The 15,317-nt window shown below is 22.7% G+C and carries 14 protein-coding genes and 2 pseudogenes; 2 read left to right on the top strand and 14 right to left on the bottom strand.

Annotated elements, in window-relative coordinates; genetic code table 11:
* The first annotated feature begins 255 nt into the window (after window positions 1–255).
* Window positions 256–912, top strand: coding sequence for a hypothetical protein (locus RBR25_RS06830; protein ID WP_432818797.1), 657 nt, complete (start codon window positions 256–258; stop codon window positions 910–912).
* Window positions 913–927: 15 nt separating this feature from the next.
* Here RBR25_RS06830 and RBR25_RS06825 read toward each other — a convergent pair whose 3' ends face one another.
* The 5 genes from RBR25_RS06825 to RBR25_RS06805 form a co-directional block, all read right to left on the bottom strand.
* Window positions 928–1,335 (bottom strand): hypothetical protein, encoded by a 408-nt coding sequence (locus RBR25_RS06825; protein ID WP_432818796.1) that lies wholly within the window; start codon window positions 1,333–1,335, stop codon window positions 928–930.
* Between the two features lie 136 nt (window positions 1,336–1,471).
* Window positions 1,472–2,707 (bottom strand): RNA-guided endonuclease InsQ/TnpB family protein, encoded by a 1,236-nt coding sequence (locus RBR25_RS06820; RefSeq protein WP_432818795.1) that lies wholly within the window; start codon window positions 2,705–2,707, stop codon window positions 1,472–1,474.
* Window positions 2,708–2,887: 180 nt separating this feature from the next.
* The gene (locus tag RBR25_RS06815; RefSeq protein ID WP_432818794.1) at window positions 2,888–3,079 is read right to left on the bottom strand and encodes a hypothetical protein; all 192 of its coding nucleotides are present in this window, start codon (window positions 3,077–3,079) and stop codon (window positions 2,888–2,890) included.
* A 17-nt stretch (window positions 3,080–3,096) separates the two neighbouring features.
* Window positions 3,097–3,654 (bottom strand): adenine phosphoribosyltransferase, encoded by a 558-nt coding sequence (locus RBR25_RS06810; protein ID WP_432818793.1) that lies wholly within the window; start codon window positions 3,652–3,654, stop codon window positions 3,097–3,099.
* Between the two features lie 33 nt (window positions 3,655–3,687).
* A complete protein-coding gene (locus RBR25_RS06805; protein WP_432818792.1) occupies window positions 3,688–4,170 on the bottom strand; it encodes a rubrerythrin family protein in 483 nt (160 codons plus the stop codon).
* 71 nt (window positions 4,171–4,241) lie between these two features.
* On the opposite strand from RBR25_RS06805, the gene RBR25_RS06800 reads away from it, so the two are divergent.
* Complete coding sequence (locus RBR25_RS06800; RefSeq protein ID WP_432818791.1) at window positions 4,242–4,589, top strand: thioredoxin family protein; 348 nt, start codon at window positions 4,242–4,244, stop codon at window positions 4,587–4,589.
* Between the two features lie 13 nt (window positions 4,590–4,602).
* On the opposite strand, the gene RBR25_RS06795 is transcribed toward RBR25_RS06800, so the two are convergent.
* The 9 genes and pseudogenes from RBR25_RS06795 to RBR25_RS06755 form a co-directional block, all read right to left on the bottom strand.
* Window positions 4,603–4,806, bottom strand: a complete 204-nt coding sequence (locus tag RBR25_RS06795; RefSeq protein ID WP_432818790.1) for a histone H1 — start codon at window positions 4,804–4,806, stop codon at window positions 4,603–4,605.
* A gap of 92 nt (window positions 4,807–4,898) precedes the next feature.
* Window positions 4,899–8,270: pseudogene (locus RBR25_RS06790) on the bottom strand (HNH endonuclease); the annotation flags it as partial.
* A gap of 126 nt (window positions 8,271–8,396) precedes the next feature.
* On the bottom strand, window positions 8,397–9,377 hold the full coding sequence (locus tag RBR25_RS06785) for a hypothetical protein (RefSeq protein ID WP_432818789.1): 981 nt from the start codon (window positions 9,375–9,377) through the stop codon (window positions 8,397–8,399).
* A 169-nt stretch (window positions 9,378–9,546) separates the two neighbouring features.
* Window positions 9,547–10,287: pseudogene (locus RBR25_RS06780) on the bottom strand (adenosylcobalamin-dependent ribonucleoside-diphosphate reductase); the annotation flags it as partial.
* A gap of 18 nt (window positions 10,288–10,305) precedes the next feature.
* Window positions 10,306–10,992, bottom strand: coding sequence for a hypothetical protein (locus RBR25_RS06775; RefSeq protein ID WP_432818788.1), 687 nt, complete (start codon window positions 10,990–10,992; stop codon window positions 10,306–10,308).
* Between the two features lie 16 nt (window positions 10,993–11,008).
* Entirely contained in the window at window positions 11,009–12,103 is a 1,095-nt protein-coding gene (locus RBR25_RS06770; protein WP_432818787.1) for a DnaB-like helicase C-terminal domain-containing protein, read from the bottom strand.
* Between the two features lie 38 nt (window positions 12,104–12,141).
* The gene (locus RBR25_RS06765; RefSeq protein ID WP_432818786.1) at window positions 12,142–13,254 is read right to left on the bottom strand and encodes a hypothetical protein; all 1,113 of its coding nucleotides are present in this window, start codon (window positions 13,252–13,254) and stop codon (window positions 12,142–12,144) included.
* A gap of 41 nt (window positions 13,255–13,295) precedes the next feature.
* Window positions 13,296–14,009 (bottom strand): hypothetical protein, encoded by a 714-nt coding sequence (locus RBR25_RS06760; RefSeq protein WP_432818785.1) that lies wholly within the window; start codon window positions 14,007–14,009, stop codon window positions 13,296–13,298.
* 21 nt (window positions 14,010–14,030) lie between these two features.
* Complete coding sequence (locus tag RBR25_RS06755) at window positions 14,031–15,227, bottom strand: hypothetical protein (protein WP_432818784.1); 1,197 nt, start codon at window positions 15,225–15,227, stop codon at window positions 14,031–14,033.
* Between the last annotated feature and the right edge of the window lie 90 nt (window positions 15,228–15,317).

Here is a 15,317-nt window from a genome sequence, read left to right as displayed (position 1 = left end):
CTATCATCAAAAAACTTTATAATTATACCATCTTTATAGTAAAATTTAGATGGATTGCTATAAATTATGACTTTATCACTATTTAATTCATACCCACTATTTATTAAAATATTATGTAATCTTAATCTATTCATCATAGAAATATATTAATTGTATATTTTAATATATATATTAAATAAAAAATATGTATTTTATTATTTTTAATAAAAATGATTTTTATTTTTTTATATATAATAAAAAAGAATTTTAACAATTATGGAATTCTACAATAATGAAAAGAACGATAAATTAAAATTTAAAATTAATATAGAAGGAATCGATATTAATAATATTGAACCTAGATTAATTATAACTAATGAAAATAATAATTATTTATTTTTTGGTAATGTTACAGATAATATTTGTACATTTAATATTCCACAATTATCAAATTATAATAAAGGTGAGACCGGAAAAATAAAATTCGAAATAATATCAGAAGAATTATATTTTCCTGTTTGGTCAGATGAATTTGAAATTAAAACAAGAGCCAATGTAAAAATAGAAGAACTTTATCAAGAAATAGAAAAACCATCTAAACCTAAAGTAATGGTTGACGCTATTTTAGAAAAAGATAAACCATTAGTTGAAGAAAAACCAAAAAAAGTTGAAGAAAAAGTAATACCAACTGTTAAACATGTTAATAACATAGATGATATCTTAGAAAGAGAAAAACAAAAAGAAATAGAATTGGTTCAACAAATGAAAAAATTAGAAGAAGAATCAAAAATCGAAGAAAATGTAGATAATAAGCCAAAAAATGAGAGCAGAGATAATAAAAAAGATACATTAACTAAAACTAAACAGTATAAACCAATAGAAACAATATCAGATAATAATAAGAAAATTATACGAAGATTTAATGATTTATAAATAAAAAAACCTTCTTTAAGAAGGTTTTTTTATTTCTTTATATTCCCAATTATTATTAACTTTTATATTATATGAAATTTCAGTTACACCTTCAATATCAATAATTTTTTCTATATTAGATAGAAAATCATTTATATGATTTTGATCTACAAATGAACCTTCATTTTTAACATTATTCTGTATAATTTTCCAAGTCCCAAAACCACCTTTTATTACTGTTATAAACCTTTCATCTTCTGTATATTTAGGAAATGTTTCTTTTATCTTATTAATATCATTAATAACATTTTTTATCATTTTTTGTTTAAAATATCCACATCTATTACAATTTATAAAATATTCATCCTGTTCCGTTAAAATTTCTTCAAAATCACCATAATATCCACATTCTTCACATGTTTTTTTAATGATATTTTTATACATACTATTTTATTTTTATTTTTATATTTAATTCTTTACAAATATTAACTAACTCATTTATTGTATTTGGACAATTATATCCTGATTTGTTCCAGAATTCTTCATCATATATATCATTTATTGATGAACTACACACAAACTAAATAACCATGAATGGTAAAGATTTGTGTGTTTCATTGGAAAGATTATACTTTTCAAGTACATTGGTTAAATCCAATGGCTCGTTCATGGAAGCAAAATGATTTTCAAACCATCTTTTTATTATATTTATGGCTGAATTTAAATCTCGATCTATTGTTATTTCATTTGATAATTTAACTTTTCTGTTATTCAATTCTATTTTTTTATCAAATAATTTACCGGTTAAACAATTTAATTGACTTGTCCATTTTTCATCAATTTTTGTTAAATTAATATTTTTACTCTGGCACTTATAAGAAAGAAATTGTAAAAACATATTGATATTAGATTGATGAAATGACTTTCTAATACCTTTTTTCTTTTTATTTGTTCCTTCTTTTTCCATTAATTTTTTAACTGATAGATCACCAACTATAATTGTATTATAGTTCATATTCGCTAATTTTTTACTCTGAATATGGAGAGTTTGTTTTATTTGTTCGTTCTTTCTATGATATAATTTATTTAAATCTTTTCTTAACTTTTTATTTCTTTTTGAACCTTTTTTAGTTTTACTTCTTTTTTCTTGTACTTTGCCTATTTGTTTTTGAAAATATTTATTTATTTTTTTACTTTTGTTCTCTACTACTATTTGATTTCCTTTGTTATCTATTCCTGTTGCTAATTTACTCAAACCCAAATCAAAGGCTAAAACATTTGTTTTAATATTTAAATCATTTTTATATTTAATTTCATCATTAACAATTAAATCACATAACCATTTATTTCTTACATGTTTAACTCTAATTTCTTTAATATTTAAGTTTTTAATATCCAAATTAGATTTATATCTAAAAGATATTTTATTTATTATTATAATATTATTTTCTTTTATTATCCAACCAGATTGATTCCATGTAATCGTATGGTAATCATTAAATTCTATCTTTTTCGGAGGTCTAGTATTTTTATCTTTTTTAATTAAATTGAAAAATGATCTATAAGAACCAAATAATTCTGTTGATATTGTTTGAATTGATTTAGAGTTTAATTTTTTCCATGTTGGGTATTTTTCTTTTAATTTAGGTAACATATTGTTAAGATCAAACTTGTTGTATATAGATTTATTATTTTCATATGATTTTTGTTGTATATCCAATAATTCATTCCATATTTCACTTCTGGTGAATGATAATTCATTCAATTCATCTATTTGATTTTTAGTAGGATATAATCTTATTTGATATGTTTTCATTTTTATACAACCTTTTTTTGATTTATCTGTATAATTATATATTAAATGAAAAATATCATTTTTTCCATTTTTAAAAATTAAATGGTTAAAATATTGATTTATAGTTATTTATAGTTTAAAAATATTTTAAAAAATTTAATTGAAATTCATCCAATAAACTAAAGATTTATTGGTTTTCTTTCAAGACGAATATAAATCAACTTTATCATTAATTAGATCTTTTAGTAAATTTTTCCAATATATACTATGTCCTTGTTGATAAAGAATACCATCTTTATAAATACCTACCCAATCATCACCTGAAAATGATATTAATGTATTAGTATAATTCATACTAATTGATTCATTCATTTGGCTAAATTTTTTAATCATTTTTATTATATTATTTTTTAGTATTTTATTAATGAATATATATCATATCCTTTTAATATTTCTTTACCGTTTAAATTTTCTAATTCAATTATAAATGAAATAGAATCTACAATGGCACCAAAGCTTTCAATTATATTTATAATATTTTTAGATGAACCACCGGTTGCTAATAAATCATCATGAATATGAACTCTCATACCTTCTTTAATAATTAATGGTGATAATCCCATTTCATTACTACCATATTCTAAATCATATTTTTTATATACATAATGGTCAGGTGCTTTACCTTTTTTTCTAGCCATAGCAAATCCTACATCTAATTTATCTGCAATCATTGAACCTAAAATGAAACCACGAGCATCTAAACCAACAACAATATCTATATCTTTATTCTTTAAATAATTATAAAAACTATTTACCATTAATCTAATCTTACTAGGTTGTGATAATAGTGTAGATATATCTCTAAATAAAATTCCAGGTTTTGGAAAATCTGGAATATCTATAATATCATTTTTTAACTTATTTAAATCCGTTTCAAATTCATTAAATTTTTTAATTTCTTTTGTCATATTATTTAATTTTAATTTACAAAAATAATAAATTTATTTAATATTATCAATATTAATATTAATATTATTATCTTCAATATATTTTTTTATTCTATTATAATGTTCTATATCAAAACCATTCAATTTTTGGAAAATATTAACCACTTTATTGTTAGATATACTATTCATGAAATTTTCAAAATGTAATTCTGCTGCTGAACCTTCAATTTCAAGTGCGATTTTAAATGATTGTTCTCTTGATGAATTATTTTTGAAATAATCAATGTATGATAGAATTCTACTATTTATACTAACAATATCCTCTATATTATCTAATAACAAACCTTTTGGAAAATCATTCGTTTTTATAAAATCTTTACCTGATTTTAATAATGATGCATGATTTATTTCTTCTATATATAATCTCCACCAAAAATCATAATCTTCTTCAAAATTAAGAAAAAACAACTTATATAATTCAGATATATTTAATTCGATTTCAATAGATTGTTCTAGATATGTAAGTATATTATCCATATTGGTTTTTATTGTATATATAAATAAACTTTATTTGTTTTTTTTACTATGTATAAATAAAAAATAAAATTATGAACAATTTAACATTAGAAACATTTAAAACAGAAATATTTGATTTTGAAAATAATCAAGATTGGAAATATTTAGGAAATAAACCTACAATTTTAAAATTTACAGCTTCATGGTGTCAGCCTTGCAAGCAAATTCAACCAATTTTAGATGAATTAGATAATGAATATGATAATATCAATTTTTATAAAATAGATGTAGAAGAAGAGCAAGAATTATCAGCTATGTTCGGGATTAAAAGTGTACCTAGTTTATTATTTATACCTGTTGATGAAAAGCCACAAATGATGGTTGGGGGTGTAAGCAAAGATAAATTTAAAGAAGTAATAAAAGATATTTTTAATATGTAAAAAAAGGGGAAATTTAAATTTCCCCTTTTTTCTTAATTGTCTTTTTATAATCAATTATTTGTTTTCTCATTACTTTTGTTAGTTTAGAAACATCTTGTATTTTTTTTCTAAGTCTAGTTGACGCTGCTTTAATATTTCTGCCATAAAATTTATCATAATCTTGTTTAGCATCTTCTAAAATTTCTATTAATTGTTCTATTGTAATTTGTTCTTCCATTTTAATATATGTTTTTATTATTATATATAATATAACAATGGTTCTAAAATCATTTTAAAATAAAAAAGACTCATTTAAATGAGTCTTTTTATCTATTCACATTTAGATGTACCACAATCCATACAAGTCATGCAACCTTCTTTAAAAACTATATTAGATGAACCACATACATCACATGTTTGTCCTTTTACTAATGTTCCTTCTTTTATATATTTTTTTATAATTCTTTTAATACCTTGTTTCCATGATGTTATAACATCATCACTATCAAATATTAATTTATCCATTATTTGTAAAACATTTGGTAACGGCATACCATGTCTTAGAACTGCGGAAATCAATCTACCTGTATTCCAAAATTCTCTATTAAATGCCCTAGATAACCCTCTAAATTCTTGTTTATATCCATCTTTATCTATATAAATAAAATCATATCTAGAATGTCCATCAGATTCAGCTGATTTAACTTTTTTAATCTCACCTTTTGTTATATTATTAGGTATATTTACACTTTCTTGCAGACCTGTAAATATCTCATATGGTTTATTATCTAATAATCCCATAAACCCAATCCATTTATCTCCCTTATTTTGGAATCTATAAACATCACACTGTAATGATTCTGGTCTTTTTGGTGCATTATTTTCTTGAAAAATATTTGCTTTCTTATTATCTGTTTTTGTTATCAATACACCACTTCTAGAACCATCTCTATATACAGTAATTCCTTTACATCCAGACTCCCACCCTGTTTGATATACTTGTGATACTAATTCTTCTGTAACATCTGAAGGTAAATTAATAGTAACAGATATAGAATGATCTACCCATTTTTGAATTTTACCCTGCATTCTAACCTTTTCTACCCAATTAACATCGTTAGATGTTGCTTTAAAATATGGGGATTTTTTGATTATATCATCTAGTTCGGATTGTTTCATTGTTTCTAGTTTAGATGTATCATAACCATTTATTTCAGCCCATGTTTTAAACTTATGATGAAATACATTATATTCTTCCCAATGATCACCAACTTCATCAATAAATGATGTTTTAGTATTTTTATCATTTGGGTTTATTTTTCTTCTTCTAGTATAAGATGGTAAAAATACTGGTTCTATTCCAGATGTCGTTTGTGTAACTATACTAACAGAACCAGTTGGTGCAATTGTAAGTAATGATATATTTCTTCGTCCTGTTTTATTATACTTTTCTATAATATCATTTTCTTTAAATTCTTTCAAAGAATTAAGAACTCTATTTACAAATGGGTTATTTTTTTCATTATCCTTATTAAATACTGTAAATGAACCTCTTTCTTCTGCCATTATTATAGAAGATTTATAAGCATAAGTAGCCAATATTTTATGTATATTTTCTGCAAAATCAGTAGCTTCTGATGTGCCATAAATTAACCCCATCGCTGCAATCATATCACCTTCTGATGTAATTCCTAATCCTGTTCTTCTACCTTTTACTGCATTGTCTTTAATCAATTTCCACAATTCTCTTTCAACTCTTTTAATATGTTCTGGCTCTGGATCATTATCAATTTTATTTAAAATTTGATCAATTTTTTCTATTTCTAAATCAACAATATCATCCATAAATCTTTGTGCATAAATAACATGTTCTTTAAATAAATCATAGTTAAATTTTGCATCTTTTGTAAATGGGTTTTCTACATAAGAATATAAATTTAATGCCAGTAATCTACAAGAGTCACCTACATTTAAGGGGATCTCACCACAGTTTAATTGATTAATATAAACATATTTTTTATTATTTGTTTTTGTAGTTTCTTCAAATTCACCACTGAAAAAATTATGAAAATCATCAACTGTTCCATTATATACATTTTCAAATCCATCTAACTCAATAGATATTACTCTATGGTTATAATATTCTGATTCTTTTTTAATATCACTAAATGTTTGATAACCATATTTAGTTTTTAATCTATATGGAATATTATTTAATTTACATTCTTTTTCCCATTCTTTTAATTTAGGACACCTTTTTAAATTAAATTCTAATTTTTTGAAAATATCCATTTGTTTATTTTTGATGTTTATCATCTTTTGTTTATATGTATCATTAATAGATATTTTTCTCTTTAATTTAATATTTTTATCGGTATTTATATAAACATTTGCACATTTTTGTGAACAAAAACTAATTTCTCTTTTTTGATAATCTACCCAAAATAATTCACCACAATGTTCACATTGTTTTTCTACTATTACTGAATTATTATCTATTTTAGAATTATAACCTTCTGATAAAGATTTTTTATAAGTTTTTACAATTCTAGGATCTACATCAACAAAATTATTATCTATATTTAATTCTAATGATACTAATTTAGCTAATGATACAATATCTCCTCCGTAATTTCTTCTATAAGAAGAAAAATATTGAGGTAAATTGTTTTCTTTAGCATATTCAACCCAATCTTTTTTAGATATTCTTCTATTTAATTTTTTTGTTAGTTTTATAAAATGTTCTTTAATTTCATCATTATATATACCACAAAATTTATTATTTGTGTCACCCTTTCTTGATGCAAAATTAAATTTCCATTCATCTGACATCCTGTGATATGGATTTTTATTACCTAATTTATCAATTCTATGTAATGAATTATGTTCATCAATAGTCATAATTTTTAAATTGTTAATATTATTATTTAATCCATTATAATCGATATGATGAACTACTTCATTTTCATTTAATTTTCTACCGTTATTAAATTCTGATACCATTCTATGTTCAAGATATGAATTAGAATTATTTACTAATGTATAGTAATTGTTTTTTCTTTTATTATTATTTATAATAACCTTTGAAAAAACATCAAGACTATCACCATTTTTTAAATCTTTAGCTTCTATATATGTTCCGTTTTTTAATCTAAATTTATGATTACCAGTAACCCTAATATATTGTCCATTGTCTAATGTAATTTTATAAATTTGTTTATTATAACCTGTTATACGTGGATTTCTCATTATACGAATTGCTAATTCCCCATTATTATCTAAACAATAAACAGGTACATCTTTTGATTCTTCTGCTAATTCTTTAATTGTTACACCCATTCTTCCATCAGCAACGGATATTTTAGTATCACCCACAACACAGGGGTTAGTGCTCACCGTTTTAAACCCATGTTCAGTATAACAATCAGGTACTGATTCTTTAATAACAGTATCCCAAAATAGCAAACCTGGTTCAGCAGATTTCCAAGCATTATAAATAATTTTTTTCCATAATTTTTTAGCATCTATTTCTTTTGTGAAAATTGGATTATCAGAATCGATTGGATATTTTTGTATATATGGTTTTTCTTCGATAACACATTTCATAAATTCGTCATCCAATTTAACAGAAACATTAGCACCAGTAACTTTTCCCTGTGTCATTTTAGCATCTATAAAATCCTCTGCGTCAGGATGTTTGACATGACAATTTGAAGTATAAAAATTATTAGCGAGTATTCTATGTGTTTCATCAACAGTAAAATCATAAACATTACTTTTACCCTTTTTTGTTATTTTAAATATTTTACTATAAGTTTTATCCATTTTTTATTTTTTATTTTTTATTTTTATATTAAATTTTTTAATTAAAGTTTCTATAATTAATGAAAAATTATTATGTATATCATCTTCCCAAAATTTAATAAATTTATAATTAGAATCTTCTATCATTTTCTCTTTAATTATGTCATCTTTAATCTTCATTTTTTGTGTTTCGTATAACTTTTTTTTATTATTATCATTACCATAAATATCCCAAAATTTAGGATTTGCGTGCCAATAATCACCATTTATTTCAATTATTAAATTATAATCTTTTAAATAAAAATCGAATTGTCTTTTTTTATAAATAAAAGAATATACATATTTTATATCATTTTCAATTAAAAAATTTTCAAATATTATTTCAATTTTAGTTTTTTTAATTTTACCTTCTTTCATTTGTTTAATTGTAGAATTTCTTATTTTTTCTATTGTTTCTTTTGTATATATGCCCTTTTTCCCTTTATTCCATGCTTTGTATTTTCTATTTAATTTTTTATCATTAGACAATCTTTTTTCACTTCTTTTTTTTAAAATTTCATTAACATTTTCTTTTTTAGTCCAATGTGTATTTTTAATTATTTTATTAATGTTATTTCTATGTGTATTTTTACATTCTTCTTTTCCACATGTTGAAAATATCATATCTTTTTTAAAAAGTTCAGTATTACATATTATACAATTTACTTTATCATATTTATTCCAATTTTCAATATTATTACAATTATCACAAAATTTATACGTAATGAATTTATTTCTTTCAAATCTATTTTTCGTTACTGTATTTGAACAATTTATACATTTATTATTAATTGATTTATTTAAAAAATTAATCAAATTATCCCCTTTATTATTTAAATATGCACTCAAATTAGATGTATTTTTATTAATTTTAAATATTTTATTATCTAAATTAATATCATATTGATCTATTTTATAGATAATTCTAATTCTGTCTTCTTTAATTTTCTTTAATTTTATTTTCATTTTTAAGGTGTTTTATTGTTATATATAAAAATAAAACACCCCGAATTTGTTTTTTTTAAAAAAAGAATACTAATTCTTCGTTTTCTATATCAACATCAATAATAGCTTTTAAATATTCTTTTTTTGTATTTTTATTTCTAACTTGAAATTCGTGATCTGGTGTTACAACTATCTTTTTGCCATTTTCACATTCAATTTCATAAACATCTCTATTAATAAATTCCTGAATATCTGTTATATTTTTAAAACCATTATGTGTCCATGCTTTTATTTTTTCTCCGTTTTTTATTTTATTAATAACATTAATAATTTTATCCCAACCATAATCAACTAATACGAATGTATCTGGTGCAAAACAACTTAACATGAGTGCACCTCTACGACCATCTTGTGCTACTTCTCTTGTTGAATTAGAATATCTTTCCATAAAAGGAACAACTCCTGTTGATGTTAGTGCAGAGTTTTTAACGGGTGATCCTTTTGGTCTAATATGTGATAAATCATGACCTACACCACCTCTTCTTTTCATTAATTGTACTTGTTGTTCATCAGTTCTGCATATACCACCATAACTATCACTTTCATTTCCAGTCACAAAACAATTTGATAAACTAACAATTTGTAAATCATTACCTATACCTGACATCGGACCTCCTTGTGGGATAATATATTTAAAATCTTTTAATAGATTATAAATTAAATCTTCTGATAATGGATTAGGATATTTATTTTCAATTCTATTTAGTTCTTTAGATAATCTTTTGTGCATATCATCTGGTGTTAATTCATAAATATTTCCATCTGAATCTTTTAATGCATATTTATTTATCCATACTTCAGTAGCTAAAGAATCACCTTTAAAATAATCTAATGTATTTTTTTCTACTTCTTTTCTATTGTATTTATTCATTTATATTTATATTTATTTTTATAAAAAATTAATACCATTAAGGTTTTTTAAAAATCCTTTTTGTGTTAATTCTTTAATTATATATGTAGCTGGTTTTTTATCTAAAAGTTTAAACATATTAAATATGTTATCTGTAAAATAATATGATAATTCAACAAATATCTCTGATCTTGTATATCTGTATCCTAATTCTCTTATTAATAAATTATAATAATTATTAAAAACCTCTTTATTTGGTTTTCTTCTATTTTGTTTAAAATCTAAATCTGTATTTTTATCTAGTATATCATAGACATCTTTAGTTAAGTCATTTGTACTTAAATAATCATCACTATCATTATGAATATCAAATATATTAATATTATCATAATCATTATCTATATGACTGTTACTTATATTATCTTCATTTTCTTTTTTATCTAATTTGCCTTTAAAAATAGTATCTCTTTGTAATCTATGTTTACCTTCTTGCCTATGTTTATTAGTATTAAATTTATAAATTAGATCAAAATTTTCACAATCCTCTATATCAGATACATCATCAATGTCAATAAAATCATTATCATCATCATTATTTATAATATCATCATCAACATCAATATTATTATCTTCTTCTATATTATCATTACTAATATTTGATTCTTCATCTATATCATATTGATTTAAATCGTCATCAAAATTTATGTAATTTTTATCATCACTCATTTCAATTTATTATTTTTTATTTTGATCCAAATAATATATCATTATCCATTGTTAAATATTTAGTATTAAAATCAAATTTCACTTGTTCCTCATGATGTTCACCATCTCTTAATTTTAATATTTTTAATCTATATGTATTTTCTTTTTTCATAGAAGGGTTTCTAATTATTGCCCAAACAGAATCCGCTGCTTCTGCTATTGCTTTACTTTCTGGTATATCATCTAAATTAATATCATTTGCTCCCCATACTGATTTATCAACTTGTGTAGCTGTAATAACAGCAACATCACACTTATCAGCTAATCTTCTTAATCCTTCTGCTAAATGTTTACCTTTAAGATATAACATAGTGTCTAAATTATAACCTTTCTCAATTGACATAATATTAATGTAATCTACTACGATTGCATCTAATTTTATATTTTTTGTTTCTTGAAATTTTTTAACATAATTTTCTAAATCTGTTACTGTACAATCACTAGTTGGAAATTTTTTAACATATAATTTACCAACCTTACCACCATCAAATAATTTATTTGACGATGCCATTGTTTTTAATTCGTTTATTTTATTTTTAATAAATGTACTATCTTTACTTATTGTATCATATTCATCAATATCAATTTTTAATCTCATTGCACCTAAACGCTTAATACATTTATATTTTGCCATCTCTAATGTTATGTAAACAACATTATATCCACTATCTGCCATTTTAGCAGCCATATTTTGTAACCACATTGAATTGTGAGATAAAATATCATTTGTATAATATCTACGATTTGAATCATCAGACAAAGACAAGTCATACATATTTGACTTTTTATCAGTTTTATATACTTCTTTTATTTTAGAAATACCATTTTTTGATAAAATATAATCCCCTATTTTTAAATTTTTTACATATATTTCATTATAATTTTTATCAAATAAAATATGTTCATCCGCACAAATTAATTCTAAACCATCTTCTGTTTTTACTACCCATTCATCATATTCAATTGTTTTACCAACTTCTTTTATATCTTCCCATCCCGTATCGGTTTCTATTTGCCAATCTGATACATCAAATGTTTCTATAAATTTTTTATATGTATTGTCACTTATCATTTATACAATTTTGTTTTTATATTTTATAATATTATCTCTTATTTGTTTAAAAAATTTACACATTCTTGTATAATTTTTTCTTTATTTTTCTTATAATCACTTTCCCATATAACTAATACATCATATCCTTCTTTTTTAGCTTTTTGAATTTTTAATTTATCATATATCCATATATCTTTAGCATACATTTGTTTTCTCATATTAAAATAATCCATATCATATTTAATAGGATTACAATGCCAGTAATCACCATTGAATTCTATTATTTTATTATTATACTTGAAATCATAAGTGTAATAAAAATCACTATTACAAAATATTATAAATTGCTTATTTATATAACAATTATATTCATTAATATTCGTTTCATTTAAAATATCATTTATAAAAATTTTTTCTAAATTTGATGAGTCTTGTTTATAATTTCCATTTTTTAATAAAATATCTTTCATTTTTTTAGACCATCTTTTATTTCTTTTTATCCAAATATCTATACCATCGTCTTCACCATATTTTTTAATACATTTTTCTAATGTAAAAGTTCTTTGTCTATCTTTTACTTTTTCTTTTGCTTCTTCTTCATTATATCCTTTTTTTAACCAATATTTTAATTGTGTTGGACTAACATCATCATATAATTCTGGATATTCTCTTCTCTTTTTCCATGTTTTTTCATGTATCATATCAGTAACTTTCTTAACTTTTATTTTAGCATCATCTTCAGAATATCCTCTTTTCAGCCAGTAGTTAATTGATTGATGTGATCTTTCTTTAAAAAAATTTTTATTATTTTCAAATTTTTCATTTAATGATTTTTTAATTTTTTTGCCTCTTTCAGATGCTCTTTCATTCATCATTTTTATAGCATCATCTTTTGATAAATTATATTTATACATTAAAAATTCATATGTACCTGTTGCTCTTGTTTTACCTAAACATTCTTTAGAATCACATATATTATGATATCCATTAGATAAATCTTTAAAAATTGAATTTTTTCCACAAAAATAACATTTACCTTCATTATCTTTTTTTAAATATTTATCATAATAATTTTTAATATCATTTTTATTAAAATGGTGTTTTTTTACTAAATGAATAGATAATCCTCTAATATCTTTAGATTCATTATTACAAATTTTACATTTCATAATCATTTTTACTTTTATATATAAAAATAAGTGAATCCAATTTAGGAAGATTTTTTTATCATATTAAAAAAATCACCAATTTTTATTTTTTCGATTTTATTAGTTTTTTTGTTTTTAATTTTTATTAAAGTGTTGAAAATAAGACACTTACCCACATTAGTTTCTCCCATTATTATGTTAAAAGTAGCATGATCCCATCCACCACCTAATATTTTATCTAAATTTGACCATCCTGTCGGTATTTTTCTTAATGATATCAATTGTTTATGTTCTTCTGGATCATCAAAATCTCCCCCTAAATCTTCATCATCATTTGATATAATATCTATCTCACTAAAATTCTTTTTTAATCTACCGACAATATCCATAACATTGTCATAATTTACTTCATCCATGTTTTTTATAATATCAATGGATTCATAAATTTTATCTCTTGTATATTTTGATGATTTCCATGCTTTAAATGATCTATCTAACCATTCATCAGTTATATCTTGTGTTGTTTCTGTAAACAATGATTTTAAAGCTTCTTTTGAAACTAATTTTTTATCATCTTGTAAACTTACCATAGACCAAACTTGTTTTGGACTAGGTACAATTTTATCTTTTGAATTTATATAATATTCTCTAATAACATCATATACAAACCTAATCAATTCATTTTCAAAGTATTTTGATTCTACTTTATAAAATTGATTAGGTTCTTCTAAGATCTTGGCAAAAAATAATTTTTCTAAATTTGTATTAGCTCCCATTTTTTAATTTTTAAAATTTTATTAAAATAAATCATCATTATCAATATCATCAAAATCTGCATCTAAATCTTCTCCATGCTCGTCCATTTTAGATAAAAATAATTCTTGTTCTTCAAATGATGAGTAATCAAAATATTTATAAATTATTGGTTCTAATTTTTCTAATAATTCTTTCGTAAAAACTTCTGATGTAAATAATTGTTTTTCAAAAACCGATTTATTTAAATGTTTAATATACCATCTTGTTCCACCTGGTTCAAACTCACCCTTATCGTTTAATTTTCCTTTTGCTACACCTAAATTTTCAAAATTTTGTGGAGTAAAGAAAAATTCTAATCCTTTATATGGATTTGTACCATAACTATGATCAATTTCAAATTTAACTTTCTTAGGTTTAGCTAGTCTGTTTTTCTTTGCTTGTGCTGTAACCAATACACCAGTTGAACTTAAATCTAAGTCATCTTCTCTGCCAGTTTTTAATTTAGCAGTACTTAAAAATATAATAGTAGATGCTGAATATTCTGCTCCTTTTCCACCTGCCATAACTGGAACAGGGAAAAATGAACTAGTATCTTGATAAGTATGGTTTGTTGCTACCATTGGAATTCCTAAATATCCTAAATCAGAGTTAATAATTCTGAACAATTGTTTAATAGCTTTAGCTCTTGTCATATCAGCTTTGTTTTTACCTTCTTTAGCATCTTCAATTTCTTTTTCTGATGCTAATTGACCTATACTATCTAATAAAATTATAATTTTAGGAATTTCTGATCCTGATTTTTTCTCTTGTTTAAGACCATCTAGAAATTTGGTTAGGAATATTTTTAAATCTTCAACTTTATTAGAAGATATAAGTTTTAATTTTTCAGGACTTGAATCAATACCGAATGATTGTAATGTAGATTTACTAACAGAATGTTCAGTGTCAATAAATACTATAAAGTCTCCTCTTTTTTGAGCATTTCTAGCAATATTATACAATAAATATGATTTACCTGTATTTGGTTCACCTGCAAATATTGTTATTCTGTCATCTGGAATACCACCATTTAAAATACTTTTTGAAAAAAGAGCATTTAAAATATAAACACCAGTATCAATAAAACCAGAATCTTCATTACCTTGTACAATTATTTCTGTTTCATCTGATATTTTATCTATTAAACCTGATAATTGTGATATCGAGAACGTTTTTGAATTTGATTTTTTCTTTGCCATGCATAATCTATTAATTTTTTAAGATATTATCTTTATATTTTTATAATTTTATTATAAATACTATAAAAAGTTTAATTTATAGTTAAATTT

The organism is Trichloromonas sp. (genome assembly GCF_034006665.1).
Taxonomy (GTDB): Bacteria; Desulfobacterota; Desulfuromonadia; order Desulfuromonadales; family Trichloromonadaceae; genus Trichloromonas.
The sequence above is the reverse complement of the archived record's forward strand: the minus strand, read 5'-3'. Positions and strand labels throughout refer to the sequence as shown.

Bases quoted from the DNA above. Each gene is read 5' to 3' on its own strand.
- RBR25_RS06830 (WP_432818797.1), top strand. From the start codon at position 256: ATGGAATTCTACAATAATGAAAAGAACGATAAATTAAAATTTAAAATT.
- RBR25_RS06825 (WP_432818796.1), bottom strand. From the start codon at position 1,335: ATGTATAAAAATATCATTAAAAAAACATGTGAAGAATGTGGATATTAT.
- RBR25_RS06820 (WP_432818795.1), bottom strand. From the start codon at position 2,707: ATGAAAACATATCAAATAAGATTATATCCTACTAAAAATCAAATAGAT.
- RBR25_RS06815 (WP_432818794.1), bottom strand. From the start codon at position 3,079: ATGATTAAAAAATTTAGCCAAATGAATGAATCAATTAGTATGAATTAT.
- RBR25_RS06810 (WP_432818793.1), bottom strand. From the start codon at position 3,654: ATGACAAAAGAAATTAAAAAATTTAATGAATTTGAAACGGATTTAAAT.
- RBR25_RS06805 (WP_432818792.1), bottom strand. From the start codon at position 4,170: ATGGATAATATACTTACATATCTAGAACAATCTATTGAAATCGAATTA.
- RBR25_RS06800 (WP_432818791.1), top strand. From the start codon at position 4,242: ATGAACAATTTAACATTAGAAACATTTAAAACAGAAATATTTGATTTT.
- RBR25_RS06795 (WP_432818790.1), bottom strand. From the start codon at position 4,806: ATGGAAGAACAAATTACAATAGAACAATTAATAGAAATTTTAGAAGAT.
- RBR25_RS06785 (WP_432818789.1), bottom strand. From the start codon at position 9,377: ATGAAAATAAAATTAAAGAAAATTAAAGAAGACAGAATTAGAATTATC.
- RBR25_RS06775 (WP_432818788.1), bottom strand. From the start codon at position 10,992: ATGAGTGATGATAAAAATTACATAAATTTTGATGACGATTTAAATCAA.
- RBR25_RS06770 (WP_432818787.1), bottom strand. From the start codon at position 12,103: ATGATAAGTGACAATACATATAAAAAATTTATAGAAACATTTGATGTA.
- RBR25_RS06765 (WP_432818786.1), bottom strand. From the start codon at position 13,254: ATGAAATGTAAAATTTGTAATAATGAATCTAAAGATATTAGAGGATTA.
- RBR25_RS06760 (WP_432818785.1), bottom strand. From the start codon at position 14,009: ATGGGAGCTAATACAAATTTAGAAAAATTATTTTTTGCCAAGATCTTA.
- RBR25_RS06755 (WP_432818784.1), bottom strand. From the start codon at position 15,227: ATGGCAAAGAAAAAATCAAATTCAAAAACGTTCTCGATATCACAATTA.